This is a genomic window from Haloarcula quadrata (genome assembly GCF_003634715.1).
In the GTDB taxonomy this organism is placed as follows: Archaea; Halobacteriota; Halobacteria; order Halobacteriales; family Haloarculaceae; genus Haloarcula; species Haloarcula marismortui.
Genome location: NZ_RBWW01000001.1, coordinates 2,183,980 through 2,199,499, shown reverse-complemented (window position 1 = coordinate 2,199,499; position 15,520 = coordinate 2,183,980). Strand labels below are relative to the sequence as shown.

General features: G+C 64.3%; 17 protein-coding genes. 6 read left to right on the top strand and 11 right to left on the bottom strand.

All coding sequences use genetic code 11. The features are described from left to right. Positions 1 to 6: 6 nt before the first annotated feature. Entirely contained in the window at positions 7 to 1,887 is a 1,881-nt protein-coding gene (locus BDK61_RS11165; RefSeq protein ID WP_121303931.1) for a molybdopterin biosynthesis protein, read from the bottom strand. Continuing rightward, positions 1,884 to 3,107 carry a molybdopterin molybdotransferase MoeA gene (locus tag BDK61_RS11160; RefSeq protein WP_004956755.1) on the bottom strand — a complete coding sequence of 408 codons (1,224 nt, stop codon included), beginning with the start codon at positions 3,105 to 3,107 and terminating at the stop codon, positions 1,884 to 1,886. The genes BDK61_RS11165 and BDK61_RS11160 overlap by 4 nt, the downstream gene beginning before the upstream one ends. A gap of 68 nt (positions 3,108 to 3,175) precedes the next feature. On the opposite strand from BDK61_RS11160, the gene BDK61_RS23425 reads away from it, so the two are divergent. Continuing rightward, a complete protein-coding gene (locus BDK61_RS23425; RefSeq protein WP_167467375.1) occupies positions 3,176 to 3,334 on the top strand; it encodes a hypothetical protein in 159 nt (52 codons plus the stop codon). Positions 3,335 to 3,386: 52 nt separating this feature from the next. Then, positions 3,387 to 4,613, top strand: a complete 1,227-nt coding sequence (locus BDK61_RS11155) for a tripartite tricarboxylate transporter permease (RefSeq protein ID WP_121303260.1) — start codon at positions 3,387 to 3,389, stop codon at positions 4,611 to 4,613. Here BDK61_RS11155 and corA read toward each other — a convergent pair. The 3 genes from corA to BDK61_RS11145 are packed head-to-tail and all read right to left on the bottom strand — an operon-like array spanning position 4,608 to position 6,437. Beyond that, a complete protein-coding gene (corA, locus tag BDK61_RS11150) occupies positions 4,608 to 5,585 on the bottom strand; it encodes a magnesium/cobalt transporter CorA (protein ID WP_004956748.1) in 978 nt (325 codons plus the stop codon). The genes BDK61_RS11155 and corA overlap by 6 nt on opposite strands. Then, positions 5,582 to 5,752 carry a hypothetical protein gene (locus tag BDK61_RS23420; protein WP_164734770.1) on the bottom strand — a complete coding sequence of 57 codons (171 nt, stop codon included), beginning with the start codon at positions 5,750 to 5,752 and terminating at the stop codon, positions 5,582 to 5,584. Before BDK61_RS23420 ends, corA begins: the two co-directional genes overlap by 4 nt. 43 nt (positions 5,753 to 5,795) lie before the next feature. Next, a complete protein-coding gene (locus tag BDK61_RS11145) occupies positions 5,796 to 6,437 on the bottom strand; it encodes a DUF6517 family protein (RefSeq protein ID WP_004956742.1) in 642 nt (213 codons plus the stop codon). A 138-nt stretch (positions 6,438 to 6,575) separates the two neighbouring features. On the opposite strand from BDK61_RS11145, the gene BDK61_RS11140 reads away from it, so the two are divergent. Beyond that, on the top strand, positions 6,576 to 7,850 hold the full coding sequence (locus tag BDK61_RS11140) for an IS4-like element ISHma1 family transposase (RefSeq protein ID WP_011222252.1): 1,275 nt from the start codon (positions 6,576 to 6,578) through the stop codon (positions 7,848 to 7,850). 105 nt (positions 7,851 to 7,955) lie between these two features. Here the strand turns inward: BDK61_RS11140 and cysS are convergent, their stop codons facing one another. Both cysS and BDK61_RS11130 read right to left on the bottom strand, forming a co-directional pair. Next, complete coding sequence (gene cysS / locus BDK61_RS11135; RefSeq protein ID WP_121303259.1) at positions 7,956 to 9,434, bottom strand: cysteine--tRNA ligase; 1,479 nt, start codon at positions 9,432 to 9,434, stop codon at positions 7,956 to 7,958. Between the two features lie 47 nt (positions 9,435 to 9,481). Then, positions 9,482 to 9,967 carry a DUF7523 family protein gene (locus BDK61_RS11130; protein ID WP_011223536.1) on the bottom strand — a complete coding sequence of 162 codons (486 nt, stop codon included), beginning with the start codon at positions 9,965 to 9,967 and terminating at the stop codon, positions 9,482 to 9,484. Between the two features lie 215 nt (positions 9,968 to 10,182). Between BDK61_RS11130 and BDK61_RS23415 the strand changes: the two genes are divergently transcribed. Both BDK61_RS23415 and BDK61_RS11125 read left to right on the top strand, forming a co-directional pair. Beyond that, a complete protein-coding gene (locus tag BDK61_RS23415) occupies positions 10,183 to 10,341 on the top strand; it encodes a hypothetical protein (protein WP_007188914.1) in 159 nt (52 codons plus the stop codon). 114 nt (positions 10,342 to 10,455) lie between these two features. Continuing rightward, positions 10,456 to 11,337, top strand: a complete 882-nt coding sequence (locus BDK61_RS11125) for a CbiX/SirB N-terminal domain-containing protein (protein WP_011223534.1) — start codon at positions 10,456 to 10,458, stop codon at positions 11,335 to 11,337. Here the strand turns inward: BDK61_RS11125 and BDK61_RS11120 are convergent. After that, positions 11,334 to 12,449 carry an outer membrane protein assembly factor BamB family protein gene (locus BDK61_RS11120; protein WP_121303258.1) on the bottom strand — a complete coding sequence of 372 codons (1,116 nt, stop codon included), beginning with the start codon at positions 12,447 to 12,449 and terminating at the stop codon, positions 11,334 to 11,336. The genes BDK61_RS11125 and BDK61_RS11120 overlap by 4 nt on opposite strands. Further along, positions 12,446 to 13,438, bottom strand: coding sequence for a M48 family metalloprotease (locus BDK61_RS11115; protein ID WP_121303930.1), 993 nt, complete (start codon positions 13,436 to 13,438; stop codon positions 12,446 to 12,448). The genes BDK61_RS11120 and BDK61_RS11115 overlap by 4 nt, the downstream gene beginning before the upstream one ends. Before the next feature lie 187 nt (positions 13,439 to 13,625). Here BDK61_RS11115 and BDK61_RS11110 point away from each other — a divergent pair, with 187 nt between their 5' ends. Next, positions 13,626 to 14,705 (top strand): DR2241 family protein, encoded by a 1,080-nt coding sequence (locus BDK61_RS11110; protein WP_121303257.1) that lies wholly within the window; start codon positions 13,626 to 13,628, stop codon positions 14,703 to 14,705. A 7-nt stretch (positions 14,706 to 14,712) separates the two neighbouring features. On the opposite strand, the gene BDK61_RS11105 is transcribed toward BDK61_RS11110, so the two are convergent. Both BDK61_RS11105 and BDK61_RS11100 read right to left on the bottom strand, forming a co-directional pair. Then, positions 14,713 to 15,276, bottom strand: coding sequence for a DUF7524 family protein (locus BDK61_RS11105; RefSeq protein ID WP_229380433.1), 564 nt, complete (start codon positions 15,274 to 15,276; stop codon positions 14,713 to 14,715). Positions 15,277 to 15,309: 33 nt separating this feature from the next. Beyond that, positions 15,310 to 15,504, bottom strand: a complete 195-nt coding sequence (locus BDK61_RS11100; RefSeq protein WP_004956717.1) for a methytransferase partner Trm112 — start codon at positions 15,502 to 15,504, stop codon at positions 15,310 to 15,312. Positions 15,505 to 15,520 lie beyond the last annotated feature (16 nt).

The window sequence follows — 15,520 nt, the reverse complement described above, 5'->3', positions numbered from 1 at the left end:
ACGCCGTTACTGCGGTTCCATACCAGCTATCCCGTCGGCCAGCGAGTCAAGGTCGTCAAGCGCCTCCTCCAGCGCACCGACGCTGTGTTTCTCCCGTCGGTCCGGGTTCGCAAGTACCCGGACCTGCTGTGTTCCCAATGAGACGAACCCAAGGTCAAGTTTCGCCGCTGTAGCGTGAAGCCCGAGCCCCGCATCCGCACCGCCCGCCATGACCTTTCGAGCGGGACTCTCGTGGGCTTTTGTCGTGAGTTCGTAGCCTTCGATGGCATCGACGACCTCCGCGCGGCCGACGCCCCGGTCCCCGCCGAGGGCGTCGAGCGCGTCGTCGAAGCTCCGTCGCAGTCCGGAGGCAGTGTCGCGGTTGACAAAGCGGTAGTCACCGTCGACGAGGTCGCCCAAGTCGGATACGTCGGTATCAGGACCAACGACAAGCCCCCATTCGCGCTCCCAGCCGCCAATGTCGGCCGCGTCGTGGTCATCGGCGGCCGGCCCCGCAACGACGGCGATGTCGGGCACGCCGTTGTTGAGGCGGCGGAGCCCCTCAGTAGATCCAAGCGGGAGATACCGCGGCCGGCCAATCGTGTCGAGCAGGCGCGAGAGCAGCGGGTCGTCCTCGCCCATCCCCAGAAGCGTCGGCGGCCTGACTGCCGGAGAGAACAGCGTCACGTCGACTGCCTCCCCCTCTGCCAGGTAGTCCGTCCCCGGCGGGACGTCGACGAACCCGTCGGCGTCGACGAGGCTTGTCGTCGCGCCGCTGCCCTTGTCGACGGGGTAGACCAGCAGCGACCCCGTTTCGTCCTCGACCAGACCCGCCGGCATGAGGCGTCTGCGCCCCTCACCGTAGCGTTCCTGAACTGCCATCGTGCCAGAGACCGTTGCTGTCCGTGGCGGGTCCCGTCCGGCGGCGTCCCGGACTGCCGGCGCGACAAACGTCTGGAAGATGGTCAGCGCCGACACCGGGTACCCCGGCAAACCGACGTACGCCGAGTCGCCGATAGTGCCGACGAGCATCGGCTTGCCGGGCTTGACGGCGACGCCGTGGAGCCTGAGTTCGCCCCGCTCCTCGATGACGCGGTAGATGACATCGACCGCGCTGGCGCTCGTCGACCCTGACGAGAGGACGAGGTCGCACTCGTTGGCTGCCTCGTGAAGTAACCGCTCCATCTCCTCGTAGTCGTCGCCGGCGTGGGGGTACATCACAGGGTCGCCGCCGGCCTCCGCGACCGCGCCCGCCAGCGTGTAGCTGTTTACGTCGTATATCTGGCCGGCAGCGCTGTCGAGGGGATTCCCGGGTCGGACGAGTTCGTCCCCGGTTGAGAGGATGCCAACCTGGGGCCGGCCACGCACCGGGACCTCGTCGACGCCCAGCGCGGACAGGAGTCCGATTTCCCGGGGCGTGATTCGCGTTCCGGGGCCGAGCGCGCGCGCCCCGGCCGCGATGTCCGCGCCGGCGAGCATCACGTTGTCGCCGGGCGCAACGGACGTGCGTATCTCGATGCCATCGTCAGTCTCAGTCGTTCGTTCGACCATCACGACGGCGTCCGCGCCGGTCGGCATCACCGCGCCGGTCGAGATTTCGGCGAGTGAACCCGGTTCGACGGTTACGTCGGGCTCCTCGCCCGCGTGGACCTCCCCAACGACCGACAGCGTCACCGGGTCAGCCTCGTCAGCGCCGAAGGTGTCTCTGGCGTGTACAGCGTAGCCGTCCATGCTCGCGCGGTCGAACCCCGGCACGTCGATATCGGCGTCGATCCGCTCGGCGAGGACGCGGTCCCGTGCATCTGCCAGCGGGACCGTCTCCGGGGCGGGGTCGATGTCGAGGCCCGCGACGACCTCGTGGGCCTCCTCGGGTGACGCCAGGTCGCGGAACTCGCGGCGGTCGCTCACTGTGACCACTCCCAGTCCTCGACGGTCACGGTGTCACCGGCGTCGTACCCCTCAACGGACTCCGGCACGACAACCCAGCCGTCAGCGAGCGCGACGCTTGAGAGGACACCGGAGCCGCTGGCCCGCGTCGGCGTCGCGGTCGTTTGCTCGTCCGCGTCTTCATCGTGCAGTTCCACCCGCGCGTAGGTTCGGGTCCCCGGCTCGCTGGCGATCTTCCGCGTGAGTTCGGCCTTGGTCGTCGGTGGGTCGGTCGACCGGAGATGGCCGGCCTGCCGGAGCGCTGGCCGGAGGAACTGGACGGCGTTGACGATGCAAGCGACCGGATACCCCGGAAGCATGAGAATCGGCGTCCCCTCAGCCACGCCGAGCGCGACCGGGTGGCCCGGCTTCAGTGCGACCCCGTGGACCAGCACCTCGCCAATCTCGCTGACGACCTCCGGGAGCAGGTCACGCTCGCCGACAGAGGACCCGCCGGTCGTCACGACGAGGTCGTGGTCAAGGTCGTCACTGATGGCCGCCCGGAGTGCGTCCACGTCGTCGGTGACGATGTCGCGGTAGGTCGCGTCGCCGCCCCAGCGCTCGACGTACTGGGTGACGGTCTGGCCATTCGTCTCGATTACCTGCCCCGGTTCTGGGTCATTTTGGACCAGCTCCTCGCCGGTCGGGATGACGCTGACCGTGGGCCGCTCGTACACCTCGACCACGTCGTTGCCGACCGATTTTAACAGCCCGAGGTCCGACGGTCGGAGCCTGTGGCCATCCTCGTACAGCGTCTGCCCTTGCTCCACGTCCTCGCCGACAGGGGCGACGTTCTCCCCGCCAGCGACCGCATCGAACACTGTGACGCTGTCGCCGGTCACCTCGGTCTCCTCAACCATCACGACGGCGTCGGCACCCTCGGGGAGTTCGCTCCCCGTGTGCACGCGAGCCGCTGTTCCCGTTGTCACCGCCTCATCGACCCGGAGCGATGCCGGCGACCGCTGGCTCGCGCTAAACGTGTCCTCGGCTCTGACAGCGAAGCCGTCCATCGCCGCACGGCGGTAGTGGGGCACCGCTCGCTCGGCCGTGATTTCACCCGCGACGACGCGTTCGTCGGCGTCACGCAGCGGGACACGCTCCGTCCGCTCGTGTGGGGACACTGCGTCCAGCAGCGTCTCTCTGGCCGTCGTCACCGGCGTTCGGTCCTTGAATCCGGCTGACTTCCGGGACTCGTTGCTCATACGTGTACGAATGGCCGGCACACCAAAAAGCTCGCCAGATTCAGGGGGCTTCGGGCAAACAAGAACGTATGGCTGAGTCGGACCTTCGCTGTCGGCTCCGTGGGAACGAGCTCTCGAAAGGACTGGTCGCAACCGACAGCCGGCACTGCTGTCTCAATGCCACCCCTATCGCCGGGACCTGCCCCGAACACGGTCCGGTCGGCCCGCATCACGCTGTGGAGGACTAGCCGGGCTGCGCGTCGCGGAGGTTCAAGTACGGGAACGGGGCCACGCCTCAGTGTGCTTCCGGGGCTTCCTGCCGCCGACCCGACAGCGACGCTCGCGCTCCTCACAGCGATCGGGGCAGGGGTCGGACTGGGAACGCTCAGCGGACTCGTTCCGGGGCTACACGCCAACACGTTCGCGCTCTTGCTCGCTGCTGCGGCGAGCAGTTTGCCCGGGCCGCGGCTCTACGTCGGCGTCGCGATGCTTTCGGCCGGGGTGACACACACCTTTCTCGATGTGATTCCGGCGCTGGCACTGGGCGTGCCGGACCCGGCGATGGCGGCCAGCGCGCTGCCGAGCCACCAGCTGGTGATAGAGGGCCGCGGTCGGGAGGCGCTTCGCCTGTCTGCGCTGGGGAGCGGGCTCGCCGTGGTGTTTGCCGTCCCGCTCGCGGTTCCGCTCACTCTGGTAATGAAGCGTGTGTACCCACTCCTCCGGCCGTGGCTGTCGGTGCTACTCGTCGGGGTCGCCGTCCTGCTCGTGGTCACGGAGCACGGTCGCCGCCAGCAGGTCGGTGCTGCGTGTTCGCTCGCCGCGAGCGGGCTGCTCGGAGTCAGTCTGCTCGATGCGCCAGTGACCGGCGCGTTGCCTGTGTTGGACGTGCTGGTCCCGCTGTTTTCGGGGCTGTTCGGCGCGCCGGTGCTCTTGGCCGCTATCGAGGGGGATGGCGTCCCGCCACAGGCCGGTGCAACGGTGACGACGCCGCGGCGAACAGTCGGCGTCTTAGCAGGCATCGGCACGCTCTGTGGGGGTGCAGTCGGCTACATCCCGGGAATCTCGAGTGCTATCGCGGCGACGCTAGCGTTGGGTCTGGTCTCCGACCAGGGACCTCGGGCGTTCATCGTCACGACGAGTGGGGTCAACACGGCGACAGCGGTGTTTGCCCTGTTCGCGCTCATCTCGCTCGGGACGCCCCGGACCGGCGTCCTCGTCGCGCTGGACCGGGCGGAAGTCCCGCTGGTGCTTCCAGCGCTGCTTGCGGCAGTCGCTATCGCTGCCGTCGCCGGCGCGATACTCGTCCCGACGCTGGGCGACCGGTACCTCCGAATTGTCGGCCGACTGGACCCGACATATCTCTCGCTGTCGGTGATTGCAGTACTCGTCTGTCTCTCCGCGCTCTTCGCCGGCCTCGTCGGCGTGGGCGCGTTCGGGGCCGCGACTGCAGTGGGCCACCTGCCCCCGAAGTTCGGAGCCCGGCGAGCAACCCTGATGGGGGTCTTACTCGTCCCGCTGGCGTTATAGGTAGCCCCGCTGGCGGAAATGAGCGAGCAAGACTCCGACGACGATCACCATCCCAATCATCACCGCGGGATACCCGAACGCCCAGCCCAGTTCCGGCATATTGTACGGGCTGTCGGTGAAATTCATCCCGTAGACGCCGACCACGAATGTCAGTGGGATGAAGATCGTCGCAACGACGGTCAGCATCTTCATCACCTCGTTTGTCGACTGGGACACCGTATTCAGGTAGATATCCCGCGCCCCCGAGACGAGGTCGCGGTAAGTCTCAGTCAGGTCGACAATCTGGACCAGGTGGTCGTACACGTCCCGGAAGTATTTCTCCGTCTGTGGCTGGATCTGTTTGGGGTCGCCACGGGCGAGCACGCCAATTGCCTCCCGTGCCGGCCAGACCTGTTTGCGGAAAGACAACAGGTCACGCCGAACGTCGTTGATCCGTTCGAGCGTCTCGATATCGGTGGAGGTAGTCACCTCCTCTTCGATCTGTTCGATATCGGTCTCGATCTCGTCCAGCAAGTCGAAGTACGCGTCGACGATGACGTCGATGACCCGGTAGGCAGTAAAATCCGGGCCGCGGTGAAGGAGTCGCTCGTCCCCACGGCCGACAGCGTCCATCACGCGCTGGATGGACGGGACGGCGCCCGTCGACAGCGTGACAACCCAGTCGGAGCCGACAAACAGGCCGAGCGGCGTCGTTTTCACCTCCTTGTCGAAGGTCGTATCGCCGGGCGTAAGCGACGCAGATTTGACGAGCACGAACGTGTAGGCGTTGAACTCCTGAACGTTCGCCCGGACGTCGTTCTTGATGTCATCGATAGCCAGCGAATGAAGGTCGAAGGCGGAACTGACGGCGTCGACCTCATCGGCTGTCACGTCGGTGACGTGAACCCACGTCGTTCCGGCAGCCGTTCGGGCGGTCGTCAGATCCTCGTACTCTATCGCCTGCCCGTCAGCGTACACCACTGCGGAAATCACGGCGTGTCCTCCGTCGGCGTGGCGTGGCCGACGGCCGCCACAGTCAGCCCGACCATCACCGCCGTTACTGACACAGACCGGCCGGGATAGGCGACGCTCGTCCCGACGGCGTAGCCGGCGATACCGACAAGCGTGAGCACCACACCGCCGACAGACAGCCGATTCATGCCTCCGTTATCACTGGCCCGAAAGAAAACAGTGTCCCCGCAATCAGTTGCCCGAGTGCGAGAGGCCGCCAAGCAGCGTATCGACGCGCGGCCCTTCGCTGTCGTCAAGCCGCTCAGGGTAGACGGCGACGGCGACGACCACGTCGCCCTCGTGTTCGAAGCTCGTGAGGTGGATCAGGACATCGACACTCTGACCCTCAATGGTCGTCGTCCCGGAGAACACAGCCACCTCACGGGACTCACCCAGCGCTTCCACTGTGCGGTTACGCTCGAACTGGACGTCGTTGATCTGGTCGTTTCGACTGGCGACTTCCTCGACGAGGCGTTCGTTGGACCAGCTCGCGGCGGGGTTCAGCGTCTGTCCCGCCACACTGGCGCTGGGCGTCGAGAAGACGATGAATCGACCGGCGTTGACCTCACCGACCGGTCCGAGATCGATGCCACGCTGGTACTGTCGGACGTGGTTCGTGACACGGATGGTTCGCTCTTGGCCGGCGACGGTGACCGTCCGCTCGATTGTTTGTTCGTCCGCCATCGACTGCTCGTAGCCGGTTTCATCGAGCGCACTGTCGCTGACTGTCGCCGGTGCGGAGTCGAACGCTACCGTCTCCCCGGTTATCAGGCCGGTACAGCCCGACGAGACGACGAGTACCCCGACAAGAAGCGTGAGTATCCCCTTTCGCATTGTTGTCCTTACACTGTGTCCAGCATCTGTCTTTAGCTAAGAGACGAACCACGTGACAGCAGCGGCTTATCGAGGCTACTTTTCGAGAGGAATGAGGAGGAGTCCGCTGTGCACACTGACACCTCCTCGTCGAGAATCATGCGTCGGCTCACTACACTGTTTCCCTCCGAGTTCCTCGAAGAGCACGCCGAGGAACTCGGCGTGGTCGAGCGAGAGGGCAAGCTTCAGATTCCTGTCCTCGTGTGGGCGCTCGTGTTCGGCTTCGCCGCAGGCGAGAGCCGAACACTCGCTGGGTTTAGACGCTGCTACAACGCTACAGCTGACGAACCGATCTCTTCTGGCGGTTTCTATCACCGGTTGACGCCTACTCTTGCAGAGTATCTCCGCGACCTCGTCGAGGCCGCGCTCGACGAGGTCGCTGTCCCTGATGCTGTTGACGCTGATATCGACCGATTCAGGGACGTGATGATCGCTGATGGAACCGTGTTGCGGTTGCACGAGTTCCTCTCTGATGAGTTTCAAGCCCGCCACGAGGAGCAGGCTGGAGCGAAGCTCCACCTGCTCCACAACGCCACCGACCAGACGATTGAACGGATCGATGTGACTGATGAGAAAACGCACGACAGCGCGCTGTTCAAGACGGGATCGTGGCTGCAAGGACGACTGGTTCTGTTTGATCGGGCGTACTTCAAATACCGCCGCTTTGCGTTGATCGACGAGAACGACGGCTACTTTGTGAGTCGGCTGAAGCAGAACGCAAATCCGGTGATAACGGCGGAATTACGGGAATGGCGCGGCCGCGCCATTCCCTTGGAGGGCAAGCAGATCCACGACGTGGTCAATGATCTCTCGCGGAAGTACATCGACGTAGAGGTGGAAGCAGAATTCAAGCGCGGCCAGTACGAGGGAACTCGGTCGCTGGACACGAAGCGGTTTCGCGTCGTCGGCGTCCGCAACGAGGACGCCGACGACTACCACCTGTACATCACGAATCTGCCGAGAGAGGAGTTTCTCCCGGCGGATCTAGCGACGCTGTATCGGTGTCGATGGGAGGTAGAAACGTTGTTCCGTGAGTTGAAAACGCAGTACGAACTGGACGAATTCGACACGAACAACCCTGATGTCGTGAAAATTCTACTATACGCTGCGTTGCTGTCACTGCTGGTGAGCCGAGAGTTGTTGGATCTGGTCACCGAGCAGGCCGACGATGAGATCGTGTTTCCGCCGGAACGCTGGGCGGCGACCTTCCGGTCGCACGCCCAGCTCATCCTCCACGAACTCGGTGAGTACCTCGGCTACTCGCCACCGCCGTTGCTGGAGCGGCTGATCGAGGATGCTCAGAAGATCCACCAACAACGACCGATCTTACAAGAGACGCTCGCTACCGCTACACAACCGAGGTGTGAGTCTTAGCTAAAGACGAATGCTGTGTCCAGTATATAAAGTACATGGCCGTTCAAGGTATCATCTGGACTATAGAATTCATCGATACGCGTTTAGAGCCGGTATATCGTCCCTTCAGAGGCGATAGGTCGGCCCGTCGTCGGTGTCCTGCACCTCGACACCGAGCGCTTCGAGTTCGTCTCGGAGTTCGTCGGCGCGCTCGTAGTTACCGGCCTCCCGTTCCTGTTGACGGACGGTCAGAACGAGGTCGACGACGTCACCGGCCAGCGACACGTCGCCGCTGTCGTCGTCGCCGAAGGCCAGTCCGAGGATGCCGCCGCCGAATTCCTCGAACGTCTCGACGGCGCGGCGGAGCCCCTGGTAGTCGTACTCGTCGTGGCCGTCAACGTGCGTGTTGACCGCGGCCGTCAGGTCAAGCAGCGCGGTCATCGCTTCCCGCGTGTTGAAATCGTCGTTCAGTGCCGCCTCGAACGCCGAGCGAGCATCCTCAACAGCGTCGCGAAGCGTCTCGTCGGTCACCTTCGTGTGGGCGTCCACGTCGTCGCAGGCTTCGACCGCCCGCTCGTAGCCACGGGAGAGGCGGTCCCAGCGTTTTTTGGCCTCCGCAATGGTCTCATCGCTGTATGTTGCCCGCGAAGTGTAGGCCGTCGACAGCAGGAAGGTTCGGAGTACGTCGGGACCGAACTCCTCCACAGCGTCGGCGACGGTGAAGTAGTTGCCAAGTGAGGATGACATCTTCTCCTCCTCGGTTTCCAGCAGGCGGACGTGGAGCCAGTAGTTCGCGAACTGCTGGCCGGTCGCGGCCTCGCTCTGGGCTACCTCGTTCTCGTGGTGGGGAAAGACAAGGTCCTGCCCACCGACGTGGATGTCGATGGACTCGTCGAGGTGGGTCATCGACATCGCCGAGCACTCGATGTGCCAGCCGGGTCGCCCCTCGCCCCACGGCGAGTCCCATATCTGAGCGGTCTGGCAGGCTTCCTCGGCGGGTGCGGCCTCGGGATGTTGATGTTCGGCGATGTCTGCCGGATCGACGCCGCCAGCCTTCCAGAGCGCGAAGTCTGCGGGGTGCCGCTTCTCCCCTTCGGTGTCCGCGCCCTGTGATTCGATGTCGTCGACGGACTGGTTCGAGAGTTTCCCGTAGTCCTCGAAGCTCGTCACATCGAAGTAAACGGAGCCGTTCTGCTCGTAGGCGTGGCCCTGCTCGATGAGTCGCTCAACGAGGTCGATGATTTCCGGGACGTGCTCTGAGACGCGGGGGTACACCTCCGCGCGGCCGAGGTTGAGCGAGCGCATATCGTCGATGGCCTGCTGGACGTAGTGGCGGGCCACGTCGGCCTCGCTGTCGCCGTCCTCGCCGACGCGAGCGACGATCTTCTCGTTGACGTCGGTGAGGTTCTCGACGTGGTGGACGTCATAGCCCAGATAGTCGAGCCAGCGGGCCATCACGTCAACGTGGACCCAGCCGCGCGCGTGGCCGAGATGGGGCGGGTCGGAGGTCGTCAGCCCACAGTAGTACAGCAACACGGAGTCGGGGTCGCGCGGCTCGAAGGGCTCTTTCTCACCGGTCAACGTGTTCGTCACGCGAAGCGTCATTACCCGGGAGAACTGTGTCCGCCCGCTTTAAGCCGTCGGAAGGCGCCTCACTTTTGAACTGCAGCTTCAACTGTTCGGAGTACGTCAGGCCCCGCGCGGCGGCTCACTACCACGACGAGCGCGGCGTCGGTGACACCGGCAGCGTCGACGGAGACGTCCGCCGCTCGCAGGCGTCCTAGCACCTCGCCGAGGGCTTCTGGAGCAAGAGCACCGCTGGCGATGATGCCCGTCAGCGAGCCAGCGTCCTCGGCGAAGGCGGTGTCCGCGACTTCGAGGACAATAGCTGACTCCGCGTCGGATGATTCGACCCGCCCAAGCCCGCTCTGCATCGAGACTCTGGCGTCGCTGTCGTGTGGCGAGTCGGCAGGCAATTCCTCGGCGAACCGACGGAGCGCAGTCGCGATCGCTTCTTCCTCACCCTCGATGTCGAGCGTGCGTGCGGCGGCCGTGTAGTTGACGACGCCGGCCCGAAGTGCATCATAGAGGAACGGGCGCTCGCGGACGGCGTCTCTGGTCGCGGCTGCGAGTGACATTGGCGGCAGGCACGAACGGCGCGGGCAAAAGCGGTTCTATCAGGCGCGAGGGAACGCGGTGCGACTGGACAGTTAGCTGCAAGCCTCACATCACCCCGTGATACCCACTCTACGGACGTGTTGAACCCGCAGAATTGTGGACTGCTCCCAGCAAGTGAGAACAGTCAGGGGGGATTGTCCCTCTGGACGCTCACTCTCTACATGAGGGAAGGACAATGGCTATTGCACAACGTGAACGGCAAGTGTTCGGACAGCCCCTGAAAACGGCGGAACGAGTCATTGGTGGCCTCGTCGTGGTCGCCGGCGCGCTGGGACACACCGCACTGCTGGCAGCTGCCGGACTGTTGTTCTACGTCCTCCTGTTCGGGCTGTGACTAAGTAGAATCGGTCGGCAACGACACACTTTCGGCACGCAACACTACACAGCTCGCCGGCTACCCGAGCAGGTCAACGAAGGCCCTAAGGACGGCTCGCACCAACCAGTGGATATGGACGAAGCACTCGTTATCGCGGCCCACGGCTCCCACCTGAACGCCGAGTCGAGTACGCCCACCTACGACCACGCGGACACGATTCGAGCGACCGGCGCGTTCGCCGAGGTCCGTGAATCCTTCTGGAAGGAGGAGCCGTCGTTCCGGGAGGCACTGCGGACCGTCGACGCCGACGAGGTGTATCTGGTTCCGTTGTTCATCTCTGAGGGCTACTTCACCGAGCAGGTCATTCCACGGGAGTTCCGGCTGGAGGACTGGGACCCCGAGCTGTGGGACTCCGACGGGACGAGCGCGACCAACGCGACGCTAGCCGCCGAGGACACGGACCAGACGGTCCACTACTGCGGCCCGGTCGGAACGCACGATTCGATGAGCGATGTCATCGTCCAGCGGGCCGAGTCCGTCACCGGTGACCCCGACGTCGGCGACGGGTTCGGACTCGCAGTCGTCGGCCACGGCACGGAGCGCAACGAGAACTCCGCGAAGGCCATCCAGTACCACGCTGACCGCATCCGCGAGCGGGACCGCTTTGATGAGGTGCAGTCGCTGTTCATGGATGAGGACCCCGAGGTCGATGATGTCGCGGATTACTTCGAGAGCGACGACATTGTCGTCGTGCCGCTGTTCATCGCCGACGGCTTCCACACGCAGGAGGATATTCCCGAAGACATGGGCCTGACCGACGACTACCGGACGGGCTACGACGTGCCGACCACCGTCGAGGGCCACGACATCTGGTACGCCGGCGCGGTCGGGACGGAGCCGCTAATGGCTGACGTGGTGCTCGAACGGGCCGCCGACGCGGGAGCCGATGTGAGCAGCGCCATCGAGCAGGTGCGTGAGGAGACCGGCGGGGGCACCACGGCCGCTGGGGACTAGCGGTAGCGAGCGACGATTGCTTCGGTCCCCGAGTGGACTATGATGTCCTCGGTAACTGCGTAGAGAAAACTGAAGTCGAGACGAGGCTCGTGCCAGCGGAGAGTGCCGTCGGTCCCAAACTGAAACAGCCCGTGGTGCTTCGTGTTGAGAAACACTGACGCGCCGTCCGGGGCCGGGACCGCGCCCGTTGCCCCGAGATCTATCTCGAATTCGCTTCGCCCTCGTTCCATGGCCGCCAACCGCTCATCATTGAACCGCCACAGTTCTTCGCCATCGGCGGTAGCAATCGCTATCAGGGCGTGACGCTCCGGAATGTAGACGATTTCGCCGTCACGGCTGAACCGCAACGGTCCATCCGGAATAGTGGTGCCCCTGTTCACCCAGCGGGGTGCCCCCGAGTCGCGGTTGAACGCCCGGAGGAATTCCGAGCGGGCGTAAACCGTGTCACCGCGCACGTGTGGCCGGCCGTTGAGGCTCCGCTGTAGGGGCTGGTCCCACAGAACCGAACCATCCGGGGCGTACACATCGAGTTGGGACTCCTCGCTGGTCCCCCAGTCGACAGCGAGGCTGCCGTGTCCCGCACCGACTGTCGGCAGGTCGCTCTTGGATGGGTCAGTGGGGACCGGAAGCGACTTCGACCACCGCTCTGCGCCGCTCTCGCCGTCGAAGGCAACGATGCGTCCGCCGTCGGTCCCGACATACACACGGCCGTCAGCGGCGGCGACACTGGCTACTGGGTGGTCGACGGTTTCCGTCCAGGCTCGTCCGTCGCCGGCCACCGCGACGACGTGGCTGGCTTCCGTTCCCACGTATAGGTGGGCTCCGTCGCTGGCCCAGTCCGTAGCTACGCCCTTGAACTCGAAGCGACCCAATTTGGTCCCATCAGCGAGTGTGTATCGAGCAACAGCGCCTACCGGGTAGTCGTCAACGAAGCGCGTCGCATCGAACGTCACTTCGAACAGCGTCCCGTCAACCAACGTGACCAACCGGCCGCCGTCGTCGGCGGTTTCCCACTTCTTATCGCCCGGGCCGGGGCGATAGCCACACCCGGCGAGCGACCCGACAGCGCCGGTCAGGCCCGTAAGAACCGTTCGGCGGCTGTACTCCGTCACGTCGGTCCCTCCGTGGCCATCGCCTCCAGTCGTTCGATGCGGGCCTCGGTTGGCGGATGGGTCTGGGGGAACACGTCGTTTGCAACGAAAGCAGGCGCGTCTTTGAACTGTGTCTCGTCGATGGGTGCGATATAGAGCGCGTCGAGACCACCGTCTTGCGCCCGGAGGTCGTGGTCCGGGGCCGCCGCCATCTCGTCATCGATGGTCGCCAGCGCGCTGGCGAGCGCCGCAGGGTCGCCGGTGATAGCGACGGCCCCGCGGTCTGCGGCGTACTCGCGGTACCGCGAGAGCACGCGAAACAGCGTGAAACTGGCGAGCCAGAACACGGCTGAGACAGCGAGCGTCAGTAAGGCACTGACTGTCAAGATAAAGATGCCGAGTAAGAGGCCCCGGGCGCTGTCGCTATCGGTGTGTCGGAAGCCGGTGAAAGCACCGGGGATGGCCTGAAGAAGCCCGAGGGTGCTGGCTGCGAGGCTGTAGGTTAGCGTCGGGAGCACGTAGGAAAGCGACATCACGGTGGCGTCGCGGTTCTTGATGTGAGCGAGTTCGTGGGCGATAACGGCGTCGCGCTCGTTGTCGTCGAGTGCGTCGAGCAGTCCGGTCGTGAGCACCAGCGTGGCGCTGTCGGGACTCCGGCCAACAGTGAATGCGTTCGGCGCGTCGCTGTCTGCAATGGCGACTGCCGGTGCCGGAAGGTTCACTGATTGCGCTAGCCGTGTCACGTTTTCAACCAGACCGGGTTCGTCGTCGGGGCCCACGGGGCGAGCGTCCAGCGCCCGCAGGGCGATGGTGTCACCAACGGCCAACTGCGCGGCGAACCCGACCACGACGCCGCCAGCGACCAGCCACGGCTCGATGTAGAACTCGCCGGCCAGCACCCAGTCGGTGGCTAGCTTCGCCAGCCATATTCCGGCCGTGTTCACGAGTGCAAGGCCCGCGTAGACGAACCCCACCGGAAGGAGTCCCACAAGGACGACAGCAGTCGCCATTCGGACCTGTAACCCCCGGTCAGTCGGCCAGTCCACAGCGTCCACCTCCGGACACGGACCGCTCCCACCAAGATATCATAAATCATCTACGATTCTTGTAAAATATAATTTTACCAAATTTGGAACTATCTCCACTCCGATTGCCGGAACAGGCGACTTTTCCCGGTGCGACACCTACGGCGGCGGTATGGACGACACCCATGTCGAGGCGTTCGCCGAGGCAGCGTCGGACGGTATCGCGTTCGACGGTATCGAGGCAGCGGTCGAGGGTGGACGCTACGCCGTCGAGACGACAGCGGAAGCAGAGAGTACGAGTATCGCGGACCTCGATGGCCTGGCCGCGTCGTACCCCGAGTACATCTCGAACTGGTACTTCTGGCACGCAAAAGCGCCTCAGGCGGAGCCTCGCTGGGCGTATCTCCGGTGGCTCGAAAACGCTGAGTCGACGCCGATTCCGGACCGATACGACCAGTTACGAGAGGGGCTGACGACGACGTGGGGTGAGCTCTCGATTACCGTGACACTGGACGAGGACGACGAGCGGGTGTACGACCTCCGCCACGTCGACGACACGGGGACAGACGCCGATTCGCTGGACGCGTACGACGACCCACTGGACGCCCGTACCCTCGCCAAACACGACGACCGTGACCGCTACCGCCCGCTGAAAACAGCCCCCACTCTCCAGTCAGGCTGGGTGTTTCCCGAACTCGGACCGACGGAGCTAGTCCAGGCGGTGGACTTCTTCTATCCGGCCACGATTTCGAACTGGCACCGTGAGCGCGAGGGCGAGTTGGACGTGAGCCACTGGCGCGACACCGTCGACCGCCAGACAGGGATTTACGGCGTCGTCAAGACCTGGGACCGCGGCGACGGCTACGAACACGTCAACTGGGTCGCCGAGGCTTGCTGTGACGATTCCCAGTGTCTCAAGCGCCGGGAGTGGCAGTACGACGACGAAACGGAACTTGACGTCGACGGTGGGTCGGGGAAATTCCCCTGCCGTGAACCCTGTTCCCTCGTCATCGCTGGCGCACGCAAGTGGACGAAACTCGAAGGCGAGCAGTCCCAGACCTACGAGTTCGAACTCACGCCAAGCGAGAAAGAACAGTTGGAAGCCATCATTGATGCTGTCGCCGACGGCGAGGCAGACGACATCCGCGAGGCGGACATCTACGAGGGAGCCAACCGGTACCGCGCACGGTTCCTGCGGGCGAAGCTGTTCGACAACGATGAGAACCTCGGCGGCGTCGAGACGGAGCAGTAACCGGGTTTCAGGACGAGCGAAGAGTCACGGACAGGAGTCCCAGCACGATTGCGACCGCAAATACGGCGGCAACGGTCAACAGCACGCTTTCGGTGAGTACCAGCGTGATGAGCCCCGCAATCAGGGCTGTGAAACCGCCAGCCGCCAGTATCGGTCCAGCCGACAGGTCTTCGAGGCTGGGTTCTGAGTCCGTCGCCGGTTTCGGCTGTGGCTTTGACAGTTCCTCGTCGACGATGACCGGTTCGTTCTCCGTCCCGCCTTCCGGGATGTAAATGTCGATGTATCGAGTCTCAGCGCCGTATCCAGTCACGACCTTTAGCTTGCCACGGACTGGTCCGTCACCGTCGACGGTCACTCTGGCCAATCGGTCGGTTTCGGCCCGCACGTGGTGATTTGTGGCGTCAAGCGAGGCGACAGAAGAGAGCGAATCGCTGAGGTGGAGATGGACGTGCAGCGCCTCGCCGTGATTGACTAGCTGTACATCGAAGCTCCCTGTCGCGTCGAACTCCTTTGGAACGTCCAGGCTGTGGATGTCCGTCCGGTTGAGGTGCACGGGCAGGGAGTCAGGCACGGATGTGACTCCGCGTGGCGAGGAAAAAAAGGTTCAGGCCGGTGCCTCGTCGCGCATGTCCGGCGGGAGCAGGTTCGGAATGCCGTCCTCGATGGGGAACGTCTCGCTACACTCGGTACAGGTGAGTTCGCCCGACAGAATCTCGCCGTCGTCGCGCTCCGTCACTTCGAGGTCGAGGTCGTGCTTGTCCAGAGGGCAGCAAATAATTTCCATCAGGTCCTCTTTCATACATTCGACCAAGACC